The following is a 26,160-nucleotide window of genomic DNA, read 5'->3' as shown; positions in this document are numbered from 1 at the left end:
TTAATTAGATTTATGCTTCAGTTGTATTTCTCACTTTCGTGTGGTACTGCACGTTTGGCTTCGTTCCTACGTGCTCCAACAAGTGGTACATACGGTTATCTTCCTTAAGTTTTGCAACTTTGCTTTCTTTGTCGTTGATGTCTCCAAATACCATGGCACCACTACTACATGCCGCAGAACACGCTGTTTGGAACTCACCATCTTTAATCTCACGTCCGTCACGCTTCGCATCAAGGATAGTTTTCTGTGTCATTTGGATACACAGAGAACATTTTTCCATCACACCACGAGAACGTACCACAACATCTGGATTCAATACCATACGACCTAAATCATCGTTCATGTGGTAATCGAACTCATCATTTCCATTGTAAAGGAACCAGTTGAAACGACGTACTTTGTAAGGACAGTTGTTAGCACAGTATCTTGTACCCACACAACGGTTGTAAGCCATGTGGTTTTGACCTTGACGACCATGTGATGTTGCCGCTACCGGACAAACCGTTTCACAAGGTGCGTGGTTACAGTGCTGACACATTACCGGTTGGAATGCTACTTGAGGATTCTCAGAAGCATTTTCCATTTCGCCAAATTCACTTAACGAACTTCCTAAACCAGAAATGTTATCTTTTTTCTCGTTATCGCCTTCAAATGAGGTTTCAGATGAATAATATCTATCGATACGTAACCAGTGCATATCACGGCTACGACGTACTTCAGACTTACCAACTACTGGTACGTTGTTTTCAGCATGACAAGCAATAACGCAAGCCCCACATCCTGTACACGCATTTAAGTCGATAGAAAGGTTGAAGTGGTGACCTACAGAACGATCAAACTCATCCCATAAATCCACTTCTGGTGAAGTTACTGGAGTTTCTTCGTGGTTTAATGACACCACAGGTACTGCATTCCAGTATTTTTTATCTTTAGTATTGAATATCTCTAAAGTGGTTTCCTTAACGATATCACCACGTCCCATTAAGGTATTGTGCAACTGTACGCAAGCAAATTCGTGCTCACCAGATGCCGCCTCAACAGAAACACTCTGTACGTTATTGAAGTTTTGGTATAATGGATAGGCATTAACACCCGTTTGCATTTCTTCCTTCAAACCTAAGGTTCTTCCGTAACCGAATGAAAGACCAACAGACCCTTTAGCCTGTCCTGGCTGAATAATTACCGGAGCGGTAACAGACACACCGTTAACAGTCACTTTAGCATAACTTCCGTTTAAAGCTCCATTGGCAACGTGCTTATTCATTAAGCCTAATGCCTCAGCATCTGCTTTTGAAACGGTTAAATAGTTATCCCAAGATGTTCTAGTGATAGGATCGGGGAATTCTTGCAACCATGGGTTGTTGGCTTGTTGGCCATCACCCATTCCTGTTTTTGTGTATAAAGTCAATTCAAGACCTTCTGATTTAGCAGAAGCAGCCAATGTTCTAGCGGCATTGCTAAATGGTGTTGCAGCAGCTTCTTCCTCAACAACTTCAGCTGTATCTTGAACTTCAGTGGCAATTGAACCTACATAGATTCCATCGTGAAGTGCCTTATTGAAAGAACCACCTCCTAAAATAGAAGTACCCCAAGCTTCTTTGATATAATCGTGGTAAGAAGCATCGTTACCCGTCCACTTCAACAAAGCCTCTTGAAATTGTCTTGTATCGAATAACGGACGAATGGTAGGTTGCGTTAAAGCAAAATGTCCCTTTTTGATTTCAACATCACCCCAGGATTCTAAATAGTGAGGCGCTGCTGCGATATATTGTGCTTCAGAAGAGGTTTCATCTTCCTTCATTGAAAACACAATCGATAATTCTGTTTTCTTTAATCCTTCAACAAAATCAGCTGCATTTGGTAAAGAATAAGCAGGATTAACACCACTTGCGATGATTGCCCCAACTTTTCCAGCTTTCATATCAGCAACCAATTGGGCTACTGACTTATCGCTACCCTGTTTTGTTTTTATTGGTGTTTTTGGATCAAATGCTTTACTTCCTAAAGCTTCGTTGATTTCAAAAACAACGGTTTGTGCGTTTACATCTTGAATTCCTGTAACTACAACCGCTTTACTTCCTGATTTTTTCAATTGGGAAGCCGCATTCCTAACAGCTTCTTCTGCTTTTTCAGGTAAATTCCCAGAAACTGAACCACCAACAATATAGCTATGCAATTTAGCTAAAGCTATTTTTTGTTGTGATGGCGTTAATGGCACACGCTTATCGGCATTAGCACCAGTTAACGACATATTAGCTTCAAACTGTACGTGACGAGACATTTTTCCGTGGTCTGGCACTCGGTTTTTGGCATAGCCAGAATCGAAGCCTCCGCCTTGCCAATCGCCTAAGAAATCAGCTCCAACAGAAACGATTGTCATCGCTTTTTCAAAATCGTAGTTCGCTAATCCGCGTTCTCCATATTTTGCCTGGTAAGCATCCAATGCAGCAGATTCTGAAACAGCATCATAAACTACATGGCGAACGTTACCATATTTTTCTTTGAATTCTGAAATCAACTTACTTGTTGATGGACTAGCAAAAGTTTGCGTTAACAACACAATCTCTTTTCCTGCAACTTTTAAATCGGTTAATTTCTGATTGGTCTCAGCATCAAAATCACTCCAAGAAATAGCTTTCCCTTCTTTTTTTGGACCCTGAACCCTTAAACTGTCATACAAACCTAAAACAGATGCGTTAACTCTGGCATTAGCACTGCCATTTGTTTTAGCCATCGCATTGTTTTCAATTTTTATTGGACGGCCTTCGCGAGTTTTAACCAATACGCTAGCAAAATCAAATCCGTCTGCAATAGTAGTTGCATAGTAGTTGGCCACACCCGGAATGATCTCGGTAGGCTGAACCACGTAAGGAATCGATTTTTTAACTGGGCCTTCACATGCTGCCAAAGAAGCAGCCGCTGTACTAAACCCAACATATTTTAAGAAATCGCGACGAGTAGTTGATGTAGTCTCTAACGTATCTTTATCACCTAAAAATTCATCAGTAGGAATCTCGTTAACAAACTCGTTTTGTTTTAGCGTCTCAACAATAGAGCTATTTTCGTTTAGCTCTTCAACACTTTTCCAGTATTTCTTGTTTGATGACATATGATATAATTGAATTACTTCTTATTAATTATTAATAGTGGCACTTACCACATTCCAAACCACCCATTTGAGCCGCAGTTAACTCCTCAACACCGTACTTTTTAGAAAGCTCTTCATGGATTTTCTCATAGTACGCATTGTCTTTTACAGCCACATTGGTTTCTCTGTGACAGTTAATACACCATCCCATGGTAAGTGGCGCGTGTTGGTACATAATTTCCATTTCCTCAACAGGGCCATGGCAAGTTTGGCACTCAACACCTGCAACGGTAACGTGTTGCGAGTGGTTAAAATAGGCGAAGTCTGGCAAGTTATGAATTCTAACCCATTTTACAGGTTGAGATTCACCAGTGTATTTTTGGTCGGCATCGCTCCATCCAGCAGCAGCATATAGCTTTTGGATTTCACCATCATAAAATTCTTTTGAATACTCAGGAGATGTTTCACCAGTGTATTCATAAATTGACTTATGACAGTTCATACAAACATTCAACGAAGGAATACCTGAAGTTTTACTTACTCTAGCAGAAGAGTGACAGTACTTACAATCGATACCGTTATCGCCCGCGTGGATTTTATGTGAAAAGTGAATAGGCTGCACTGGTTGATACCCTTGATCAACACCAATTTGAGATAAGTAGCCATACACAAAATAAGCACTTGAAAGCAAGAAGAAAATCGCCACTACAATCATCAAGAATTGATTTTGAACGAAAGCTTTCCAAAGCGGTGTTCCTTTTGTTTCTTCTGGCAATTCTATATTCTGAGCTTCAGCAAAACGACGCAACGTTTTGTTCACCAAGTATAGCCCAGCAGCCAAAAGGATAAACAAAACAGCCAGAGCCCCTAAAATAATTTCGTTTGAAATCCCTCCAGAAGCAGCAGGAGCTTGAGTTGCCACAGCACCGCCCGCAGCACCCTGAGCAGGAGCAGCTGGCTCTTCAGCCGTATAAGCTAAGATATTATTAATATCATCATCCGATAATTGCGGAAAAGCAGTCATTGCCGCTCCACTGTACTCATTGTAAATTTTGTTAGCATAGGCGTCCCCAGACTTTATCACACCCGAACTGTTTCTTATCCAAGCATGAATCCAATCCCTATCCAAACCTTGCTCGTCGGACAAACGCGCTTCAACATTACGCAATGCCGGTCCGGTCATTTTTTTATCTAATTTATGACAAGCTGCACAATTGGCATTAAATAAAGCTTTTCCTTTTGCTGGATCTCCATCTTGAGCCGAAAGAGAGGTTGTAAACGCTAGTAAAACCATTAAGCCTAAACGAAGAATGTTTGCGCTCAATTTACGGTGAATCACCTTTTCCATATTGTTGGTTATGTTAACTTCTAAACTTTGGTATGATTTTTTCATTTACGAAATAGAAAAAATACAGTTAAAAAAATCTGTCGCAAAAGTAATATTAAAAGTCCATTTTAGAAATGTTACATAAGTGTTAATTGATAATTTAGAGCAATTCTAAATAATAAAAAAGCACGCATTTCAGTTAATATCATATACATTTGTGAAAAATATTTAAAAATGAAACCATTGAATTTGAAAACTAGCATTTTAAGCATTCTCGTTTTTGCATTGGGCATCACTTTGGGCTTTTCCCAACAAGGAAAAACCGAAATAAATCGAGACCCAAAAATAGATGTTTTGATGAATCTGATGAAGGAAATGAACAAAAACGACAACGATTCAGATCGATATAAAATCCAAATCTACTCCGGAAACCGCTCGGGAGCCCAAAAGGCACAAAGTGAATTCAAAGAATCGTTTTCCGAATGGTATTCAACCGATGTTTACGAACCACCAAATTTTAAAATTTGGGTGGGCAATTTCAGAACACGATTGGAGGCTGATAGAGCGTTGCAACAAATAAAAAAGAAGTTCCCTATAGCTTTTATCTTTAAACCCAAAAAATAAACAAAAGCGAAACAAACAGTTTATACTGGGCGTCAAGTAAATGCTATACTTGACGCCCTTTTCTATTAAAGCTTACTTTACTGTTATCTTCTTTAAAACGTTGCCCTGGCGAGTTTCAATTTTTAAAAAATACACTCCCGATTTTAAGCCAGAAACATCTACATTATCAATTGCTGAAAATTGGCGGACTACAGCTTTTCCAAATACATCAAAAAGAACAAGTGAATCAATATTCACCGTGGTTTTGATTTGGATGGAATGTTTGGCAGGCACAGGGTAAACACGTACCATGTCTGCAACAGCGCTTTCTTCTATCGAAAGTTCTTCATCCTGAACATCGCCGGTTAAAACAGCATTCGAAGGACTCAAATTTCCTCCACAACCACTATCTGTAATTGAACTGTTTTCAATCCAAGTGCCCAACACCAAACTTGGCGGATTGGGACTAGAAGCAATTGTATTGGTATAAATAACGTAAGGTGAGCCAAAATCACCATTGCCATCGTCGGCAGTAAATTCCCAAACGCTGTCGACATCATTCCACTTAATTTTAAATTCACATGTACCAATGCCTCCGCAGGATTGTTCACCATCAACAGGAATCGTGGTGTAAACATTTCTGCCCGTAGCATCAGTTTCAACGTAACTGAAAATATAGTCTTGATTTTCGAACAAATCATGGCAGCCATTAAAGGTAATTTGGCCAAAAACACTGTAACAGCACATCACAATTAAAAGGGTTTGAATATTTGTTTTCATAACCAAACTAGTTTCGAGATGGAAAAATGCCTTGAAGGCAAATAATGTAATTTACAGTACCGTAAGGCTGAATATTATTTACGGGCTGACCACCTCCGGAGTTTCCAATCATAGTGCTGTTCATTGTTGTGTTGGCTGCTGCATCTGAATATTCTTTATCTAATGCCTTTGTACCCGCTGGTAAATTTCCGGTTGGCACGGATTGGTTACCATCCTCTACTACAGCATTTACAGTATGGGAGTGCGGTGGCATTTGCGAAACCGTTAGCGTATTTGTTTCCGTACCGCCTTTACTCCCTTGGCGGTAAGTACTAAGCCCGGGACCACTACCCGGATGGATAGCCACACGACCCCGCAAATCGGGAAGGGCAAAAGTGGTTCGGCCATCGCCGCCATAGGTAGTTCCTAAAATGGAGAACAAAGCTTGATACTGACTTATGGCCAATAATTGCCCGTCGCATAAGGCCCAACTTCTTGGTGCAAAATTTCCAGCAAACATGCGTATTTCACCAATAAAACCCTCTTGAGCGTTCAATTGGAAACTAAAAACAAAGCAAAGGAGAAAGAACCCGATTGTAATTCTTTTTTTCATAATGATAGATTTAAAATTAATAGCTCCTTTAAAGATAGGCAAAAAAAAAGCACTTATCAATTGATAAGTGCTTTTAAACGAATTGCTTAAATTCTATTTATTATTTCAGTTTCTTTTTAACCTCAACTTCATGGAACGCTTCAATAATATCGCCTTCCTTAACATCGTTGAAGTTTTTAATTTGCATACCACAATCGTATCCTTTGGAAACTTCCTTCACATCGTCCTTAAATCGTTTCAACGAAGCCAATTCACCAGTATGAACCACAACACCGTCACGTATTAAACGTACTCCTGAGTTTCTTAGTATTTTTCCATTGGTTACCATACAACCTGCAATCGTACCAATTTTAGACACCTTGAAGGTTTCCCTGATTTCTGCAGTACCCGTAACTTCTTCTTTAAGCTCTGGAGACAACATGCCTTCCATAGCATCTTTAAGGTCGTTAATGGCATCGTAGATGATCGAGTATGTTCTAATATCGATTTCTTCTTTATCTGCAATGGACCTTGCGTTACCAACAGGTCGCACATTAAATCCGATAATAATCGCATCGGAAGCCGTTGCCAATAACACATCACTTTCTGTAATGGCACCTACGCCTTTATGGATGATATTAACGTGGATTTCTTCAGTAGAAAGCTTTTGGAACGAATCGGTTAACGCCTCCACAGAACCGTCCACATCACCTTTAAGGATAATGTTCAGTTCTTGGAAATCACCCAATGCAATACGACGACCAATTTCATCAAGCGTAATATGGCGTTGCGTTCTTACAGACTGCTCGCGTTGCAATTGTGCACGCTTGGCTGCAATTTGTTTGGCTTCACGCTCATCTTCAAATACATTGAATTTATCACCTGCTTGAGGCGCGCCATCCAAACCAAGGATGGATACTGGAGTTGATGGACCAGCGGCTTCTATATCTTGGCCTCGTTCATCCTGCATCGCTTTTACTTTTCCGCTATGCTGCCCTGCTAACACATAATCTCCAACCCTTAGTGTACCTGCCTGCACTAAAACCGTTGAAACGTATCCGCGACCTTTATCTAAAAAGGCTTCCACTACTGTACCTTGAGCAGCTTTGTTAGGGTTGGCTTTTAATTCCAACAATTCAGCTTCTAGCAATACTTTTTCCAAAAGCTCATTAACACCAGTACCAAATTTGGCCGAAATATCGTGCGATTGTATTTTACCGCCCCAATCTTCAACTAGAAGATTCATATTGGCTAAGCCTTCCTTAATCTTATCAGGGTTTGCATTAGGTTTATCAATTTTGTTGATAGCAAAAACAATAGGAACACCGGCAGCCTGAGCGTGTGCGATGGCCTCTTTGGTTTGTGGCATGATATCATCATCAGCTGCAGCAACAATAATAGCAATATCGGTTACCTGCGCACCACGGGCACGCATGGCCGTAAACGCTTCGTGACCTGGTGTATCTAAAAAGGCAATTTTTTGTCCGCCCTCTAAGGTTACGCCGTAAGCTCCAATATGCTGGGTAATTCCACCAGACTCGCCAGCAATTACATTTTCTTCACGTATATAATCCAGAAGCGATGTTTTACCGTGATCTACATGACCCATTACCGTAACAATTGGCGCGCGTGGCTGTAAATCTTCTGGCTGATCCTCTACTTCTTCAATCGATTCCTCAATATCAGCCGTTACAAATTCAACCTTGTATCCGAATTCTTCGGCAACGATCGATAAGGTTTCAGCATCCAAACGCTGGTTCATCGTCACCATCATTCCTAATGACATACAAGCCGAAATAACCTGTGTTACACCAACGTCCATCATAGTTGCCACCTCGCTTGCCGTAACAAACTCGGTTACTTTCAGGATTTTGCTTTCCGCAGCTTCCATTTGTTGATCTAGCTCAGATTGTTCTCTGTGCTGATCACGCTTATCTCTTCTATACTTAGCACCCTTACCTTTACTGGACTTCCCTTGAAGTTTTTCGAGTGTTTCGCGCACTTGTTTTTTTACATCTTCTTCGCTAGGCTCTTCCTTTACAATGTTTCTACGTCCTTGGCCTTTGCCTTTATTAAAGCGATCGTTACCGCCTCTGTTACCTCCCTTGTTATCTTGAGGGCCACCAACTTTACTGATTCTTCTGCGCTTTCTTTTTCCTGCACCAGCATCACCTGGTTTTGAATCGGATTTTTTATCCTCTTTCTTTTTCTTAGGCTTGTTAAATTGCGATAGATCAATTTTATCGCCAGCAATTTTAGGGCCGGTAAGTTTTTGGTATTGGGTTTTTACCTTTTCTTGAGGAACCACCAATTCACCATCAATCAACACCTTTTTAGGTTGCTCTTTAGCAGGTTCATCGGCTTTTTTCTCCTCCTTTTTTTCTTCTTTTGCGGCAGGAGCAACAGGTTTTTCTTCTGTTTTAGGCTTAACTTCTTTTGGCTCCTCTTTTTTGGCTTCCACTGGCTTTTCAGCAGATTTAGCTTCTTCTTTAGGAGCGGCAGGCTTTTCTTCGGCCTTTTTGGGTTCTAAATCTATCTTCCCCACTGTTTTTGGACCTGACAGCGTTTTAGATGCCTTTACAATTTCTTCTTGCTTGGCTTTTTCTTTGGCTTCTTCTTCTTTTTGCTTAGCCTCTAACTCCTGTTCGCGCTTAATACGCAAATCTTCTTTTTCCTTTTGCTTAGCTTCGCTTACTTTTTGCGACTTCATTTTCTTATTCGCGTCGGTCTCAAATTCATCGGAAAGGATATTATAAGTTTCCTCAGAAATTTTGGTCGTTGGACGCTTCTCTATCTCGATACCTTTTGAATCTAAAAATTCAACGGCCCGATCTAGTGAAATGTTCAGTTCGCGTAATACTTTATTTAATCTAATTGTTTCAGCCATAAATTGCCTTTAAAATACTCAAATATATATATTATGCCTTTATAATGGCACAAAGTTGTGCAAATCTGCACTATTTTTATTATTCTTCAAATTCTTCCCTAAGAATTCTGATAACTTCGTTAATGGTTTCCTCTTCCAAGTCGGTTCTTTTCACCAAATCATCAACATCTTGCTCCAATACGCTTTTTGCCGTATCCATTCCAGCTTTGCTGAATTCTTCGATGATCCATCCTTCAATTTCATCAGAGAATTCTCTTAATTCCACATCTTCTTCAGCACCTTCTCTAAACACATCGATTTCGTAACCTGTTAATTGACCGGCCAAACGAATGTTGTGCCCACCTCTACCAATGGCTTTACTTACCTCTTCTGGTTTTAAAATTACCTCGGCACGCTTCGCTTCTTCATCAATTTTTATTGAAGTTACTCTTGCAGGGCTCAAGGCACGTGTAATAAACAATTGTAAGTTGTTGGTATAGTTAATTACATCGATGTTTTCGTTACCCAACTCACGTACAATACCATGTATTCTTGATCCCTTCATACCTACACAGGCACCTACTGGGTCAATTCTATCGTCATAAGAATCTACAGCTACTTTTGCCTTTTCACCTGGAATTCTCACTACATTTTTTATAGTAATCAAGCCATCGAACACCTCTGGAATTTCCTGCTCGAAAAGTTTTTCCAAAAATACGGGCGAGCTTCTCGACATGATTATAGTTGGTTTGGCGCCTTTTAACTCCACACTGTCAATGACACCGCGAACGTTATCGCCTTTTCTAAAGAAATCAGACGGGATTTGCTTGTCTTTTGGAAGCACGATTTCGTTACCTTCGTCATCCAACAAAATCACGGCTCTATGACGGATGTGGTGCACTTCGGCTGTATAAATTTCACCTACTAAATCTTTAAATTGCTTGTAGATGATGGTATTGTCGTGCTCGTGAATTTTAGAAATTAGGTTTTGGCGCAATGCTAAAATGGCACGTCTCCCCAAATCGACCAACTTTACTTCTTCAGATACATCTTCGCCAACCTCGAAATCGGGCTCAATTTTTTGCGCTTCAGAAAGAGAGATTTCTTGGTTTTCGTCCTCTACCTCTCCGTCGGCAACCACAATCCTATTTCTCCATATTTCTAAATCCCCTTTGTCTGGGTTAACAATAATATCAAAATTATCATCATCTCCAAATTTCTTCTTAAGGGCACTTCTAAATACTTCTTCCAAAATAGCCATTAACGTTACTCTGTCAATTAACTTATCGTCTTTGAATTCTGAAAAAGATTCAATTAACGCGACATTTTCCATATCTCTTTTAAATTAAAATTTAATCATAACTTTTGCTTCAACAATATCTTCATAAGGAATATTGGCTTCCTTTTTTACGGTGGTTTTGCCTTTACCAACGGGCTTGGGCTCTCTAACCTTCCATTCTAGCTTTATACTTTTATCGTCTGCTTCGGCAAGTACCCCTTCAACACTTTCTGAATTGGTTTTCACCTGAAGCGTTCGACTTATATTTTTTTTATACTGGCGCTGATGCACCAATGGCGAGGCTGCTCCTGCCGACATCACTTCCAAAGAAAAATCTTCCTCCTCACGGTCTAAATTATGCTCTATGGCGCGGCTTACAAAAATACAATCGTCAACCAAAACACCATTATCGCCATCAATAATCACTTTTATGTGGTTGCTTGGCGAAATGCTTAAATCTATTAAAAACAAATCTTGGCGTTCCGTCAATGCAGCATCAAGTAATTCTGTAACCTTCGTTTTAAACATTTTTTAGTATAAAAAGAGGGGACTTTTTGTCCCCTCATAATCTTTAATTTCGTCTTTCTATGGTGCAAATATATAATATTTTATTGATTTTTAAAGGAATATTTCATAAATTTAAATACATCTGACTCAATAAAACACTAACTAAATACACCTTGAACTGATGAAAAAATTACTTGTCCCCACCGATTTTTCTGAACAAGCCGAAAACGCCCTTAAGGTGGCGGCGCAAATCGCAAAAAAGCACAATTGCGAAATTTTTCTGCTTCACATGCTTGAAATCCCTCTTCAGGAAGTAGACCCTTTGGGCACACAAAGTGCTTTGCCCGAAGCCATGTTTTTTATGAAACTGGCGCACAAAAAGTTTGAAACCCTTATGAAGAAAGATTTTTTAGAAGGGATAACAGTGCACGAAACTGTAGACTTTCAAGAAATTTTCAAAGGCATTTTCCATGTATGCAAAAAGCACGACATCGATTTGATTGTAATGGGATCTAACGGCGTAAGCGGACTGCGCGAAATGTTGATTGGCAGCAATACCGAAAAAGTAGTTCGAACCTCTGAAACACCAGTTTTGGTGGTTAAAAAAGAGCATCCCATCTTTAATGTTGGCCATTTTGTTTTTGCTTCAGATTTTGAAGATGAAAGCAAAGATGCCTTTAAAAAAGCCATGAATTTCGCCGATATGTTTGGCGCCAAATTGCACCTTCTATTGGTGAACACACCCAATATGTTTATAACCACCGAGGAAGCTAACGAACGGATGGAAAGCTATCAAAAACTATTGGGCGACAAACCGCACTCTTTAAACATTTACAACGATTTAAGTATTGAAAAAGGCATTATGAATTTTGCCGAATCCATTAACGCCGACATCATTGGCATGAGTACCCACGGCCGCCAAGGGCTTTCGCATTTTTTTAATGGCAGCATCAGCGAAGATTTAGTAAACCACGCCAAACGTCCGGTAATTACCTTTAAGATTTAGTAAACTTACTTCACCAAAACCCCTTTCACTTTCATTAAAGGAATGGGCTGCAACGCCTTTTCGTTAATGGTATTTTTTCTAAACAGATAGGTTTTATCGAACATTTGGTTGCCCTCAAAAAACGATACTTTAAATTGGTTGTTTAAAGCAAAGAGTTCTTCCTGCATCAATTCGATTTTGGCATAGCTTTTTGCGGGAAGCTTATCGAGTTTTTTCCGAAAGGTGGATGTTATTTTATCGCCGGCATAACCGTTGGTTACAATTAGTACCACTTCCAAATCCACAGCTTTATCGTTAATGATGTAAGCGTTCCAATCTTGGGTTTTATAAATATCGTTGTACTCGTTTACCACGGCTACATAAACACCTTCAACTTTTGGAATATCAATATCTTTCTTCATGCTGCAAAAATAGAAAACTATTCAAAATAAGGATTCGAATAATTGGGTTTGGTAATGCCCCGTAAACTAAAAATAATAAAATGGTTTAGCAAATCTGTGTTAGAATACACATCGAACAAGTTATTACGTATAAAAGCGACTTCTTCAAACCGTTTAAAGTACAGATCGCAAAACAAATCTAAATTTACCCCTTCCAATAAAATGTCTTTTTCTTTTGCCACTTTCAAAAGGCTGTAAATCCGTTCTTTTACAAAATTATTCCGAAAATCGTCAAATACTTTGTTGGCTAACGGATAGTATTTTCTTAGTCCGAAAATAAAGGAAGGTTTAAAGTACTTTAGGCGCTCAAAAGCCTTTTCGTACATTAAAATAATACTAGTGATTGGGTCTTTCTCGGATTTTATTAAATGCTCTAGTGTTTCGTTGTATTCGTCAATTAAATATTGAATACTGGCCACCACCAAATCTTCTTTACTGGAAAAATACTGGTAAATTGTTTTTTTAGAAATCCCCAATAGGGCAGCGAGCTCATCCATAGTGAACCGCTTGCTGCCGAATTGGGTGAATTTCTCGGCTGCGAACGCAATAATGTGTTCTTTGCCAATCATAAACAAACTAACCTAACATTAAAAAAAAATCTATTGCCAACCGCCACCAAGTGCTTCGTATAAAGTTACCGCACTTAGCAATTGTTGTAATTTGTTATCAATAACGTTTAATTCGGCATTAAGCGCACTTTCTCTTGCGGTTAACAAATCAAGATAATTAGCTAAACCATTTTGCAATAGCTCTTCTGAGTTTGCTTCAGCTTGTCTTAAGGCTTCAACTTCATTTTTACGATATTCGAATTTTTCGGTTTCAGCATTGTAAACGTAAAGTGCGTTAGACACTTCGTTACCTGCAGTTAACAAGGTTTTCTTAAAGTTTAAAAGCGCTTGTTCTTGCTGTGCTTTGGCTACTTCGTGTTGTGTTTTTATTTTACGCTGATTAAAAATTGGCTGTGTTAAACCACCAACAACTGTTGCAAACAATGAATTGGCATTAAATAATTTATCTAATTCTAAACTTTGAAATCCGCCACTTGCGGTTAAGGTCAACGATGGATAAAAGTTACTTTTTGCCACATTAGTTAGCTCAAAAGCATTGATTAAATTGTATTCTGAAGCAATCACATCTGGTCTATTTCTCAACAAGGTTGCTGGCACGCCAAGTGTAATGTTTTCATCTAACTGTTGCTCGGTTAACTTACTACGTTCAATTGGTTCTGCAGGTCTTCCTAATAAGAAATTTAACGTGTTTTCGGTTCTAAAAATGGCTGCTTGTAAATCTACTTTTAACGCTTTGGCATTGTTAAACTGCGCTATGTATTGGTCTACAGCAACTTGTGTTACATTTCCAGCATCTTTTAATGCCTTAATAGTGTAAACACTACTGTCTCTAGTGGCAATGGTTCTTTCAGTAATTTCTAATTGTTCATCTAAGGCTAATAGTTGATAATAGGTTGATGCTATTGCCGAAATTAATTCGGTTTTTACAGCTTTATGTGCTGCTACAGTTTGTAAATAACTGGCTTCGCCTGCACGTTTATTACTTCTTATTTTACCCCAAATATCGGCTTCCCAAGATAAACTACCAGATAATTCATATTGATCTACAGACGAGAAAAAACCACCAAACTGACTGTTTTCAGACAGTTCTTGATGTGTTACTTGGGCTGTACCAGTTAACGTTGGTAAATAACCTGCTTTACCTTGTTTCATGTACGCATTCGCAATAGCAATTTGCTGAATAGCCACACGAATATCTAGGTTGTTTTGAAGACCTTCTTCAATATATTGCGCTAAATATTGGTCTTTAAACATATCTTTCCACGATACATCTGCTAACGATATACTATCTTGTGGTAAGTTATCGGTTCTATACAAATGTTCTGTTTCTTCTAATTCAGGACGTGTGTAATCCTTCGCCACAAAACAACTTTGCAGTGTTAGCGCCAGCATTAAAATTAATGCGCCTTTACTAAAATTTTTATTTATAGTTAATTTCATTTTTTTAAGCTTCAATTGTTTCTACTTCTGGTTTACGCGATACTTTTTCTTGTAACCATTGAAAAAAGATGAATAAAATTGGAATAACAAATACACCTAAAATGGTTCCTATTAACATACCACCAGCTGCACCTGTACCAATAGAATTGTTTCCTTCGGCACCAACACCTTTGGCCAATACCAATGGCATTAACCCAAGTATAAAGGCGAACGATGTCATTAAAATTGGTCGTAAACGTGCTTTGGCTCCATGAATAGCTGCATCTACTATACCTTCGCCTTGTTTGCGTCGTTGCAATGCAAACTCAACAATAAGTATGGCGTTTTTAGCCAACAGACCAACCAGCATTATCAGTGCAATTTGGAAGTAAATGTTGTTTTCCAATCCAAAGAATTTCGTACTTATATACGCACCAAATACACCAAATGGTAGCGATAATAATACCGAAAATGGTAAAATATAACTCTCGTACTGCGCACTTAATAAGAAATACACAAACAGAATACTTAAGATGAAAATAAACGTGGTTTGGTTACCTGCATTTACCTCTTCTCGTGTTAAACCAGAATATGCAACGGTGTAATTACTTGGCAGTTTTGCCACTTCTTCTTCAATCACTCTAATGGCATCACCTGTACTAAATCCAGGATTAGTTGCACCTGTTATATTTGTTGAATTAAATAGGTTGAAACGCGTTACCGATTGCGGACCATACACACGTTTTAAGGTTACAAACTGTGTAATTGGCGTCATTTCACCAGAACTTGTTCTAACATACATACTGTTTAGGTCGTTTTCATCTGCTCTGTCTTCTGGTAACGACTGAATGTATACACGATACTGTTTACCAAATCGGCTAAAATCTGACGCGTAAATTCCACCGATATAACCTTGAAGCGTCCCGAAAATGCTGTTAATAGCCACACCTTTTTCTTTTGCTAAAGGCACATTAACTTCCATTTCGTACTGTGGATAATTAGTGTTGAATGCTGATTGAGCATACTGAATTTCTGGATGACTCATTAAGGCTGCTGCAAACTCTTTATTTGCTTTATCTAAATCGGTAAACTCACCACCGAATTTATCTAATAAATTCACCTCAAAACCAGCTGAATTACCAAAACCACGAATACTTGGTGGCGAGAAGAAAATAATTTTTGCTTCTGGAATAGTTGCCGCAATACCAAATAATTTTCCGGTGATGGCTTGTGCAGATAAGGCTTCAGATTCTCTTTCAGACCAATCATCTAACTTCACGAAACCAATACCAAAGTTACTACCAGCACCACTTATTAAACTACGTCCTTTAATAAAACTGGCATCTGTTACACCATCAAGGTCTTTAATTTTTGCGTATAATTCTTTAGTTACTGCTTCGGTACGGTCTAATGATGCACCTGCAGGTAATTCTATGTTAGCGAAAATAATTCCTCTATCTTCATTTGGCACAAATCCTGTAGGCGTTGTTGTTGCAGCCCAATAAATACCTACACCAGCAATGATTAATAACATTACTGATACAAATTTGTTTTTATATAAAAACTGTAATGACTTACCGTATTTATTTACCGTTGCATCAAATCCTCTGTTAAATAACGTGTAGAATTTTTGAAGTGCATTTTTTCCTTTTAATTCTTCATCGTCTTTATGTTCTTTTAATAACAATGCACACAATGCCGGACTTAAGGTTAAGGCGTTTACTGCCGAAATTAAAATGGCAATAATTAAAGTAACACCAAACTGCTCATAGAATACACCTGTTGGACCAGTTACAAAAGTTACCGGAATAAATACCGCTGCCATTACCAACGTAATAGAAATAATAGCACCCGAAATTTCACTCATAGCCTTTAATGTGGCACTTTTCGGTTTTTTCTCACCTTCATCCATTTTGGCGTGTACGGCTTCTACCACAACAATAGCATCATCTACCACAATACCAATAGCCAGCACTAATGCGAAAAGCGTTAATAGGTTTATGGAATAGCCAAAGACATTCAAGAAAAAGAAGGTACCAATAATTGAAACCGGTACTGCAATTGCAGGAATTAATGTAGAACGGAAATCTTGCAAGAAGATAAACACCACTAAAAATACCAGTAAAAAGGCTTCTAAAAGTGTACTAATTACCTTGTCTATAGATGCGTTTAAGAATAAACTTGTATCGTAAGGCACAAAGAAGTTTAAGCCTTCAGGTAAACCTTGTTCTACATCGTCTAAAGTGGTTTTTATGTTTTCAATAATTTCGGCAGCGTTAGATCCTTTGGTTTGGAAAATCCCCATAAATACCGCTGGATGTCCTAAACTTGTAGCATTAGATGAATAGGATTGCGCATCTAACTCGATATCTGCGACATCTTTCAATCGTAAATATTCGCCATTTCCTAACGCTTTAATTACGATGTCTGCATACTGTCCTTCTTCTTTAAATCGTCCGCTATACTTTAAAATATAAGAGAAAGATTCACCATTATTTTCACCTAAAGAACCAGCTGCAGCTTCTAAATTCTGCTCGTTTAAAGCAGCTGTAATATCTGATGGAATTAAATTATAAGCCGCTAATTTTTCAGGTTTTAACCAAACGCGCATAGCGTAATCTTGTTGTGAAAATACCGATACATCACCAACACCTTTAATACGCTGCATTGCAGGAATTACGTTTATTTTTAAGTAATTCTGAATAAAAGTTGCATCGTAATCTTCGCTATCAGAATACATAGCAATAAACATTAATGCACTGGTTTCTTGCTTTTGCGTTACAATACCAGTTTGGATAACTTCTGAAGGTAACAACGGATTTGCACGTGCTACACGGTTTTGAACGTTTACCGCAGCAATATCGGCATTCATGGTTTGGTCAAAATACACTGTAATTTCGGCAGTACCATTATTTGATGCTGTAGAGGTAATATACGTCATACCTTCTACACCATTAATTTGCTCTTCAATAGGTACAATTACACTCTCTAAAACAGTCTCTGCGTTAGCACCTGTATAGTTAGCCGTAACCTTAATAGTTGGCGGCGCAATATCTGGATATTCCTCTATAGGTAAGGATGTTATACTGATAACACCTAGTATAACTATGATAATAGAGATTACTGTTGAAAGCACTGGTCTTTCAATAAATGTTTTTAACATAACTAATAAATATGTTTAAGGAATAATTTAGTTTTTAAATAAAGTAGCTACTTTTTTAGTGGCTTCGTTAAACGGAATTTCTTGTGGCGCAATTGGCATACCATCGCGTAATTTTGAAACACCAGATGCCACAATTTTTGTACTAGCATCTATACCCGATTTTACCACGTAAAGATTATCTACTTTAGCTTCAACTTCAATAATTTTACTGCTTACTTTATTGTCTTCGCCCAACGTGTAAATCATTACTTTACCTTGTTGCTCAAAGGTTGACGATTGTGGTACAACTACTGCATTTTCGTAAGTTGAAGGAATACGTATTTTACCACTATTTCCGTTAGTTAAAAGCTCATTTGGATTATCAAAAGCTGCTCTTACTTTAATGGTACCAGTTGTTTCGCTAATTTGACCAGTACTGGTTTGAATACGACCTTTTTCAGAATATATATCGCCATTTGCCAATACTAAACTTACGTCTGGCGAATTTTTAATACGTTCTGCTTTGGTTTTACCTGTCATTCGTTTTAAATGGTCTATGTACTGCGCTTCGTTTAAAGTGAAAAACGCATATACTTGACTAATATCACTAACCGTAGTTAATGGTGTTGCATCGGCAGCACTTACTAAAGTGCCTTCTCTAAAATTAATAGAACCCACGTAACCATCAACCGGACTTTTTACCGTTGCATAACCAATATTGGCAGCAATACTGCTGTAAGCCGCTTTGGCTTGTGCTAAATTGGCTTTTGCAGTTTCTAATTGTACAGGACTAATAATGTTTTTTTCTACTAAAGGTTTTAACTTATCAACCTCAACTTGAGCCACGTTAACTTGTGCTTTTGCAGCTTCGGCATCTTGACTTAGCGATTGCGTTTCTAACCTAAAAAGCGGTTGACCTTTGCGTACTCTAGCACCTTCGTCTACCAATACTTTTTGAATGTATCCTGAAGTTTTTGCACGCACATCACTGTTTACAATACCTTCTATATTTACAGGATATTCGTTGTAACCAGTTACCGTTTGCGTTTGAATTTGCGTTACCGGAAATGGTAATATTTGCTGCTGTTGTGCTGCAGCTGCTTGCACATTGTCTTTATTACCACAGCTTACCACGACTAGAAACACGCTAGCTATGGTTAATATTGAAATTAATTTATTTGTTGTCATCATTTTAAAGGTTGAATTTGTTTTTAATTAGGTTTTCTTTTAATTGTTCTATTGAAGCTGAAGCATCTCTAACAAACTTCAAATAATCGTTATGAAAGGTTAAATCGAACTTTTCCTCTTCATCTGTAATATGTTCGTTAATAGCTTCTTTGTATGCTTTGATTTCTTTGTGAAGCGTAGCAACTTCTTCCCATTCCTTAATCATTTCATTAATATGATGTAAAACAGAATCTTTATTAATGATGAAATACTTTTTACGGTCACCCGTTTTGGTGAAGTATTCTATCTTTTTTAAATCTTGCAAGTGGTTTAAATGCGTAGAAATGGTGCTTTTACTGGCTTGAAGTACCGTAACCATTTCATCAAACGTAGTACCACGTTTACCTGTTAAAATTACGTACGCCATAATGCGTGCAGCAACAGGTGCTAGATTTTCTCTACCTTCTAAATGCACACCAAGTTTTTCAACCAATGCCATTTTTTTGCTACATATATCTTTCGTCATAAATTATTTTAAAAAATTATGCTGCAAAAATACATTAGGTTCGGAACAAACCGAACCAAACGAAGTTAATTTGTTGTTAAATAAAAAAAGCCGATGGGATCATCGGCTTAAATCTTTTTGAAAGTTATATTTTATAATGCGCTCTTAAACTGTTCCAAGAATCGCACGTCGTTTTCACTCAATAAACGAATATCGCCAATTTGGTGCAAAAGCATGGCAATTCGGTCTATTCCCATTCCGAAAGCAAAACCGGAGTATTCTTTAGAATCGATACCGCAGTTTTCCAAAACATTGGGATCTACCATTCCGCAGCCCATAATTTCCAACCAACCGGTACCTTTAGTAATTCGGTAGTCAATTTCGGTTTCCAAGCCCCAATACACATCTACTTCGGCACTTGGCTCGGTAAAAGGGAAGTAACTTGGGCGCAAACGTATTTTGCTTTTCCCAAACATTTCGGTGGTGAAATGCTGAAGCGTTTGCTTTAGGTCAGCAAAACTCACATCCTTATCAATGTACAAACCTTCCACCTGATGGAAAAAACAGTGCGAACGTGCCGAAATAGCCTCGTTACGATACACCCTGCCCGGAGAAATGGTTCGGATAGGCGGTTTGTTATTTTCCATGTAACGCACTTGCACCGAACTGGTGTGGGTACGCAACAAAATATCAGGATTGGTTTGGATAAAAAAGGTATCCTGCATATCACGTGCCGGATGGTACTCTGGCAGGTTCAATGCAGTAAAGTTATGCCAATCGTCTTCAATTTCTGGTCCCTCGCTCACATTAAAACCAATGCGCGAAAAAATATCGATAATTTGATTTTTTACGATAGAAATAGGATGACGGGCAGCAATCTGAACAGATTCGCCCGGACGGGATAAATCGCCATAAACGCCTTTTACCTCTTCTTTGCTTTCCAGCTCCTCTTTTAAGGCGTTGACTTTATCCTCAGCCGTTTTTTTCAGCTTATTAATGGTTTGTCCGAATTCCTTTTTTTGGTCGTTCGCCACATTTTTAAACTCGGCAAAATACTGTTTCAGCAAACCTTTCGAGCCCAAATATTTTATTCGGAACGCTTCAACCTCTTCTTTCGATTGGGCTTTAAACGCTTCGGCTTCGTCAATAAGTTCTTTAATCTTTTCTATCATAACATCTTAAAAAGGATGGCAAATTTAGTAAAATATAGTCATTACGCACAAAACGAAGTCATCTTTAAATCAAGAGATTGCTTCGCTAAGCTCGCAATTACCTATAATTACTCAATATACTCCGTTTCCACGAAATAATTCACAATAGCTTCTTTCATCAAAACCGATTGCTCGCCCGCTTTTAAATGCGGTAAGGTTTCCAATGTTTTATAATGCGGCCAACCCTCTTCGTCCACAAAATCGAGCTCGTAGTAGCCGTAAGGCGCCAAAAGTTTGCAGATGGCAATGTGCATCAAATCGAGTTTTTGGTCCTTTTTAAAACTGCGGTGCAATTGCCCCAATTCCTGTACGCCAATAAGGTAAATAATGGCATCGAGATCCATGGTATCACCATCGGCAAATTGTGCCGACAGTTTTTCAACCACCAAATCCCACCGTTCTTTTAATTGCTCGTCCCTAGCCATAAATTAGTTTCTAGTTTCAGGTTTAAAAAGTTCAAAGTTAACAAACCTCTAGGTCACTTCGCCACATCTCTCCTTAAAAGGAACGAATTTAACATGGTTATTTAATTATATTTGACAAAATTCTGAATTATGGGCGTAATAGATATTATTTTAGGGGCTTTAATTTTATTTGGACTGGTGCGTGGTTTTATGAAAGGCTTTTTTGTTGAAGTGGCCTCACTCCTTGCGCTGGTTGCTGGAGTTTACGGCGCCATTCATTTTAGCGATTTTGTTGCCCATTTTTTACAGGACAAAACCGATTGGAGCGAAAACACCATAAAATATTCTGCATTTGCCATAACGTTTATCATTATTATTTTGGCTATATCGTTGGCCGGGAAAGCATTGACCAAATTGGCCGATTTTGCAGCATTGGGCATTATCAATAAAGTTTTGGGTGGCATTTTTGGCGCACTGAAAATTGCCCTGGTTTTAAGTGTGACTTTGATTGTATTCGACCGCTTGAATAACACGCTGCCCTTTGCTAACGAAGATGATTTGGAAGACTCTTTGCTTTACAGCCCTGTAAAATCGCTGGTTCCGAGTATTTTTCCGAATGTTTTAAATAGTGATGAAGATTCAGATGAGCCAGACAGCGACACACTCCAATCAGTTTAAAACAAACTGGTAATCGATATCGTCAACATTCAACAGGCTTTTGCCTTTCCGTCTAAAAAACAAATCCTTTAATTCTTCTATTTCCTGCCTATTGAACATCAACACTAAATTCGGCTGAACCGAAGGTATCGGTATTTTTCGTTTGAAGGTCGATTTGGCATATTTGCACTCCCAAAATTGGGCGTCGATGGTTTTTAGGTATTCCTTAAACTGGATATATTGCCTGTAATCAAATTCAAAATACAAATTGTTGAATTCCAAATGATATATTTTACAATTGACGCACAACGACAATTCGCCATTTTTTCCTTTTGATATTGTTTTTATGCTTTGGCACATGATTTATTATTTTTTCGATGGTTACAGCATAAAATCTGGCTAGTAACAATCGGTTTTTATCTGTTGATTTTCTCTGTAAAACTCAAACGGTTTTAAGGAATGTTCGGCACAAATGCTTTTTAAAACAGCAAACACACTATTTTGCATGGCCAACGACCCGCAAACCATAATCACACCGTTTTCATTTAAGGTTTTGGCCATTAATGCCGTATCTGCTTTTATGGCCTCCTGCACATATTGCTTTTGGCCTTCCTGCGAACAAGCAAAGTTCAATTTTTTCAATCGGTTTCTTTCCACATCTGTTTGCAATCGGTCTATAATGGTTTTAGACGACGATTTCCTTCGGATGCCCCAGTATAAATGGGTTTCTACCTGATTTTTGTTTTCATAAATCATTCCTAAAAATGGTGCAATGCCCGTGCCGTTGGCTATTAAAATGGCTCGGCTTGCTTTCTTCGGAAAATAAAACGCTGGATTTTTAACAATGCGCGCTTTAAAGGTTTGGCGTTCCGACAAATCGTTTAAATAGCCCGAGCCCAAACCGTGTTCGTGCAGCTTAACGTTTAAATGTACATGCCCGTTGATTCGTCCAATGGAATATAAACGCTCCCGATGGTAGTTTTTTGGGTAAATGGCCAGCAAATCGCCCGACTTGATGGTTTTGGGCCACTTGGGTTTTAGGGTTACCGAAAACGTATTGTCGGCACTCACTTGGGCCAACTCCTTTTCAACTACCGCAAAACGTTTCAGGTTTTTGGGCTTTGCCGTGAGTTTATCTTCCGGAATGGTTAAGGTCAAATCTAATTGACTGCTCCAATTTTTTACCCACGCATCAAAAGCTTCAAACGATCTGTCGTTTATGGTATGCAACTCGGTAAGCTGTGTGGCATCCTTCAGTTTTAAAAAGGCGTGATTGACATCTTCAGCAAACTTGCAAAAATCGGGATAGGCCAGCGAACCAAACCCAACTACCGAAAATGAAAACGGCTGTTCTTGCTCAACCGCTTCAACCAATTTTAAAAATTTATTGGCATTGGTGGGAGCCTCGCCCTGACCATAAGTTGCTGTTATGGCAACAATTTGTTTCGCCGTTTTAAAGGTTGAATAATTATTAAGCTCGGTGATGTACGATGTTTTTCCCGAAGCCAACAATTGTTTGTGCAATGCGTTGGCATAACCAATAGTGCTACCGTTTTCCGAACCCACTAAAATGACAAACTCGGCTTCATCCTTTTTAAATTTGTTTTTCAATCGGGCGGCGCGGCGTTTAAAAGTCATCGCAAAACCAGAATAGATAAAAAACAGGATGTTTGCTGTGGCAATAGCTAAAATGACCGACCACAATATGCTGCCTTTACCCGTGTGCAAGTTGAGACTTAATGCCGTAAACACACTGAATTTTGAAATGTTGATGTCGCTCAAAACTTCTCCCGTAAACTGATTGACGAGCATTTCTTTGTTATTCAATTTTAAGGTGAAATAATCTTCAACATCGGGTGAAAACGGAAATTCGATGGATTGAATTTCGGAAAGCGAGGTATTTCTGAAGACATCAAAACCTGAAATCTCCTGTTTTGGCGTTTCAGAAATCGATTCGAAATTTACTTGGTGTTTTGCTTGAGATTTGGGCAGCAAATCAAACTTATCGAATGATAAGTACACGCCCGTGGCGGTGATGATGATGATAGGAATTAAGGACAAACGCCCCAAAACCACATGCCAATATTGATTAAAATCGTCGTTGACTATTTTAGCAAAGAACTTTTTAAATGAACGTTGTCGCTTTACAATCAGTACCGTTCCGGAAACAGCAATTAAAAACAAAAGGAACGAGCACAGCCCGACAAAGAAACGCCCCACACTTTTTAAGAACAACGACCGATGAAAGTTGGTCACCCACTGAAAAAATGGCGAAGGTTTTATTTCCTCCCCCAAATATTCGGCTGTGTTTGGGTTGAAGTAGCCTTCTAAGTTATCGCCCTCTTCGGTAAAAACGGACGCTAGAACAAAATGGTTAGCATCTACTTTTATGTCTAAAATTTCAGGATATTTTTCTTGAAAAACGGTAATGGTTTCAGCAACGGTTACCTCATCCAAATCGGAAACTTCAAAAGGCTGCAATTGTTCAGAAATGGGCTGAAAGGCCAGAATAATGCCCGTTACCGACGCCAAAAAAATGAAAATAAAAGAAGATACAGCCAACGCTAGATGACTGTACCTCCAAATTGAAATAGACATAAAAACTAAACTAACTCGAAATAATAATTATTTGTTGGGAATCATCCGCACGTAACGGATAAAGCCCTTTCCTTCATGCTTGCCTTTAATAGCTTCGCTGGTTAATGGAAATTCCACATCTTTTACATGATATTTATCGTCTTCAACCGCAGATTCAAAACGAATGCTGTATCCTGCATCAATTTTCGAATCTTCAATATCGATAACATTAATGCTGCGTTCGCCGCCAGAAATGGTTGCTCCGGTTATGGCATCGATGTTGTTACGTTTTTTTCCGTAGAATTTCCACCATTCTTCAACGGTGTTGTACCATTCGTCGTCGTCACCAATAACGTAAAGGGTTTTTTCATATTCACCCTCCGGATTAATTAATGAAATAACGATGTAAGCCCCATGCCCCGTGTAATTGGTCAATTGGATCATGCATTTGTATTTGGTAGATTCGGTTAAGGTTGAAAAAGATACGAGACCTAAAAACAGCACACCTAAGGAGCCTATATATTTTAATTTCATGTTTTATTGTTTTTTACTTTAAAAAATCGATGGCTATGTTTTTTTCTTTTAAAATTTCGTTTTCTGAAGCGAGGTCGTAAACGGTTTCTTCAAACTCGGTCAACGCATCTTTTTTGGCGCCATTGGCTATAAGATACTCCAATATTTCAGTGTCTTTTGCCTTCATGGCGGCCAAATGCAACGGGGTGTTGCCTTCGTTATTTTTAGCATTAACGTCTGCTTTGTAGGACAACGCTAATTTCAACAAATCCATATTCTCTTTATTTACCGCCAAATGGTATAGAGAACTGCCATCTTTCTGTAGTTCAGATACGTTTAAACCAGCAGTTTGTAACAGTTTTAATTTTTCATCAAACTGCTCTTTATTTCTTGGGCTGTAAGATTCGATTAGATAATACGCTAAATTATTCCCGTTGGAATCTACTGCATGCACATCGGCATTATTTTCAATCAAGTAGTTTACTACCTCGGGTGAATTATGCTCCACGGCCATAGTTAAAGCCGACTGCCCTTTATTATTGATAATATTGATATTTTTCAACTCTTGCTTTAACAGCTCTAATACTTCAATGCTGTTCCGGCTTGCGGCATACATAAAAGCATTATTACCGTTTTCGTCAACCACGTTTACATCGTTCCCTTTTTCAATAAAATACTTGATGATTTCCAAATCTTTACTTCTGCCCGCTAAAGTATGGAGTGGTGTACTGCCGTGTTTAGTGGTCACTTTGGCATTTAAACCAACACTTTCCAAAAATTGGAAAACCTCCAATCCGTTGGTTTTGCCACGCGTGCCCTGAGCCGCAAAAATAAAGGCCTGATCGTTGCCTTTTACGCCTTTTTTTATCAGCTCCTTCAAAGCCTCGATATTTCCGGTACGTGCTACGTAATTAAACACGCCATTACCTTCGTAATCGGCACTGTTGATGTCCAAGCCTTTTGAAACGAAGTATTCGGTAAGCTTTCCCGTTTTATCGCTTGGTGCCGCCAATAGCAATGCATTAGCACCGTTTTGGTTAACATCCTTTTGAAGGTTAGCACCGTTGGCCAAACAAATATCGTACACTTTGGTGTTTTCCTGCCCGCCAGATGCCGCAAAATTTAGTACGGTATTACCGTGGTCCTCAACCATATCGGTTTTTGCTCCGCTTTCAATTAAATATTCCATGATATCTGAATTGCCCATTCTAGCAGCCCAGAAAATGTATGTCCGGCCGTCGTGCGTTAATTTGTTTACGTCGTTACCTTCTTTTGAAATGATATATTTAATGGTTTCATTGGGGGCGTTATTGTTAATGGCAAATACCACGGGATCGAAATAATGTGACGTCAATTCTGAAATATTGTTGCCTTCTTTAATTTTGGCATCTACCTCGGCAATGGTCGTGGTGGGTTTCCAAAAATCGCGGCTTAAAAACACGTTGTTTTGTGCCACTGCAGTAATGCTGGTAACCAACAGGATTAATGCTAAATGTAATTTTGAATTTCTCATTTGTTAATTGCTATTT

22 protein-coding genes are annotated in these 26,160 nt (G+C 38.7%); 3 read left to right on the top strand and 19 right to left on the bottom strand.

What is annotated here, in order from left to right; all coding sequences use genetic code 11:
- Window positions 1-10: 10 nt before the first annotated feature.
- Entirely contained in the window at window positions 11-3,109 is a 3,099-nt protein-coding gene (locus tag ABI125_02170) for a TAT-variant-translocated molybdopterin oxidoreductase (GenBank protein ID XCF06674.1), read from the bottom strand.
- Window positions 3,110-3,140: 31 nt separating this feature from the next.
- Window positions 3,141-4,436 carry a c-type cytochrome gene (locus ABI125_02165; GenBank protein XCF07865.1) on the bottom strand — a complete coding sequence of 432 codons (1,296 nt, stop codon included), beginning with the start codon at window positions 4,434-4,436 and terminating at the stop codon, window positions 3,141-3,143.
- A gap of 228 nt (window positions 4,437-4,664) precedes the next feature.
- On the opposite strand from ABI125_02165, the gene ABI125_02160 reads away from it, so the two are divergent.
- Window positions 4,665-5,039, top strand: coding sequence for an SPOR domain-containing protein (locus ABI125_02160; protein ID XCF06673.1), 375 nt, complete (start codon window positions 4,665-4,667; stop codon window positions 5,037-5,039).
- A 72-nt stretch (window positions 5,040-5,111) separates the two neighbouring features.
- On the opposite strand, the gene ABI125_02155 is transcribed toward ABI125_02160, so the two are convergent.
- The 5 genes from ABI125_02155 to rimP form a co-directional block, all read right to left on the bottom strand.
- Window positions 5,112-5,798: a T9SS type A sorting domain-containing protein gene (locus ABI125_02155; protein ID XCF06672.1), complete on the bottom strand. Its 687-nt coding sequence runs from the start codon at window positions 5,796-5,798 to the stop codon at window positions 5,112-5,114.
- 7 nt (window positions 5,799-5,805) lie between these two features.
- Complete coding sequence (locus ABI125_02150; protein XCF06671.1) at window positions 5,806-6,390, bottom strand: tail fiber protein; 585 nt, start codon at window positions 6,388-6,390, stop codon at window positions 5,806-5,808.
- Window positions 6,391-6,490: 100 nt separating this feature from the next.
- Window positions 6,491-9,256 carry a translation initiation factor IF-2 gene (infB, locus tag ABI125_02145; GenBank protein ID XCF06670.1) on the bottom strand — a complete coding sequence of 922 codons (2,766 nt, stop codon included), beginning with the start codon at window positions 9,254-9,256 and terminating at the stop codon, window positions 6,491-6,493.
- A gap of 79 nt (window positions 9,257-9,335) precedes the next feature.
- A complete protein-coding gene (nusA, locus tag ABI125_02140) occupies window positions 9,336-10,568 on the bottom strand; it encodes a transcription termination factor NusA (GenBank protein ID XCF06669.1) in 1,233 nt (410 codons plus the stop codon).
- Between the two features lie 12 nt (window positions 10,569-10,580).
- Window positions 10,581-11,042, bottom strand: a complete 462-nt coding sequence (gene rimP, locus ABI125_02135) for a ribosome assembly cofactor RimP (protein XCF06668.1) — start codon at window positions 11,040-11,042, stop codon at window positions 10,581-10,583.
- Between the two features lie 160 nt (window positions 11,043-11,202).
- Here rimP and ABI125_02130 point away from each other — a divergent pair, with 160 nt between their 5' ends.
- Window positions 11,203-12,027, top strand: coding sequence for a universal stress protein (locus ABI125_02130; GenBank protein XCF06667.1), 825 nt, complete (start codon window positions 11,203-11,205; stop codon window positions 12,025-12,027).
- A 5-nt stretch (window positions 12,028-12,032) separates the two neighbouring features.
- On the opposite strand, the gene ABI125_02125 is transcribed toward ABI125_02130, so the two are convergent.
- The 8 genes from ABI125_02125 to ABI125_02090 all read right to left on the bottom strand — a co-directional run bounded on the left by ABI125_02125 (window position 12,033) and on the right by ABI125_02090 (window position 20,905).
- Window positions 12,033-12,428, bottom strand: coding sequence for a hypothetical protein (locus tag ABI125_02125; protein ID XCF06666.1), 396 nt, complete (start codon window positions 12,426-12,428; stop codon window positions 12,033-12,035).
- 17 nt (window positions 12,429-12,445) lie between these two features.
- Window positions 12,446-13,036 (bottom strand): TetR/AcrR family transcriptional regulator, encoded by a 591-nt coding sequence (locus ABI125_02120; GenBank protein XCF06665.1) that lies wholly within the window; start codon window positions 13,034-13,036, stop codon window positions 12,446-12,448.
- Between the two features lie 30 nt (window positions 13,037-13,066).
- Window positions 13,067-14,476: an efflux transporter outer membrane subunit gene (locus tag ABI125_02115; GenBank protein XCF06664.1), complete on the bottom strand. Its 1,410-nt coding sequence runs from the start codon at window positions 14,474-14,476 to the stop codon at window positions 13,067-13,069.
- A 4-nt stretch (window positions 14,477-14,480) separates the two neighbouring features.
- Window positions 14,481-17,618 (bottom strand): efflux RND transporter permease subunit, encoded by a 3,138-nt coding sequence (locus tag ABI125_02110; GenBank protein ID XCF06663.1) that lies wholly within the window; start codon window positions 17,616-17,618, stop codon window positions 14,481-14,483.
- Between the two features lie 27 nt (window positions 17,619-17,645).
- Entirely contained in the window at window positions 17,646-18,785 is a 1,140-nt protein-coding gene (locus tag ABI125_02105) for an efflux RND transporter periplasmic adaptor subunit (protein XCF07864.1), read from the bottom strand.
- Window positions 18,786-18,789: 4 nt separating this feature from the next.
- The gene (locus ABI125_02100; protein ID XCF06662.1) at window positions 18,790-19,290 is read right to left on the bottom strand and encodes a transcriptional regulator; all 501 of its coding nucleotides are present in this window, start codon (window positions 19,288-19,290) and stop codon (window positions 18,790-18,792) included.
- Between the two features lie 131 nt (window positions 19,291-19,421).
- A complete protein-coding gene (gene pheS / locus ABI125_02095; GenBank protein XCF06661.1) occupies window positions 19,422-20,441 on the bottom strand; it encodes a phenylalanine--tRNA ligase subunit alpha in 1,020 nt (339 codons plus the stop codon).
- Window positions 20,442-20,548: 107 nt separating this feature from the next.
- Window positions 20,549-20,905: a hypothetical protein gene (locus ABI125_02090; GenBank protein XCF06660.1), complete on the bottom strand. Its 357-nt coding sequence runs from the start codon at window positions 20,903-20,905 to the stop codon at window positions 20,549-20,551.
- Between the two features lie 129 nt (window positions 20,906-21,034).
- On the opposite strand from ABI125_02090, the gene ABI125_02085 reads away from it, so the two are divergent.
- Window positions 21,035-21,562, top strand: coding sequence for a CvpA family protein (locus ABI125_02085; protein XCF06659.1), 528 nt, complete (start codon window positions 21,035-21,037; stop codon window positions 21,560-21,562).
- On the opposite strand, the gene ABI125_02080 is transcribed toward ABI125_02085, so the two are convergent.
- From ABI125_02080 to ABI125_02065, 4 genes are read right to left on the bottom strand one after another with little or no spacing between them, the layout of a single operon-like run.
- Window positions 21,554-21,901 (bottom strand): DUF6686 family protein, encoded by a 348-nt coding sequence (locus tag ABI125_02080; protein ID XCF06658.1) that lies wholly within the window; start codon window positions 21,899-21,901, stop codon window positions 21,554-21,556. The two genes, ABI125_02085 and ABI125_02080, sit on opposite strands and share 9 nt — an antisense overlap.
- Before the next feature lie 39 nt (window positions 21,902-21,940).
- Window positions 21,941-24,139, bottom strand: coding sequence for a PepSY domain-containing protein (locus tag ABI125_02075; GenBank protein ID XCF06657.1), 2,199 nt, complete (start codon window positions 24,137-24,139; stop codon window positions 21,941-21,943).
- Window positions 24,140-24,166: 27 nt separating this feature from the next.
- Window positions 24,167-24,652, bottom strand: coding sequence for a DUF2271 domain-containing protein (locus tag ABI125_02070; GenBank protein XCF06656.1), 486 nt, complete (start codon window positions 24,650-24,652; stop codon window positions 24,167-24,169).
- A gap of 13 nt (window positions 24,653-24,665) precedes the next feature.
- The gene (locus ABI125_02065) at window positions 24,666-26,144 is read right to left on the bottom strand and encodes an ankyrin repeat domain-containing protein (GenBank protein ID XCF06655.1); all 1,479 of its coding nucleotides are present in this window, start codon (window positions 26,142-26,144) and stop codon (window positions 24,666-24,668) included.
- Window positions 26,145-26,160: the final 16 nt, after the last annotated feature.

This window comes from Tamlana crocina, assembly GCA_040429635.1.
Lineage (GTDB): Bacteria > Bacteroidota > Bacteroidia > Flavobacteriales > Flavobacteriaceae > Flavisericum > Flavisericum crocinum.
The sequence above is the reverse complement of the archived record's forward strand: the minus strand, read 5'-3'. Positions and strand labels throughout refer to the sequence as shown.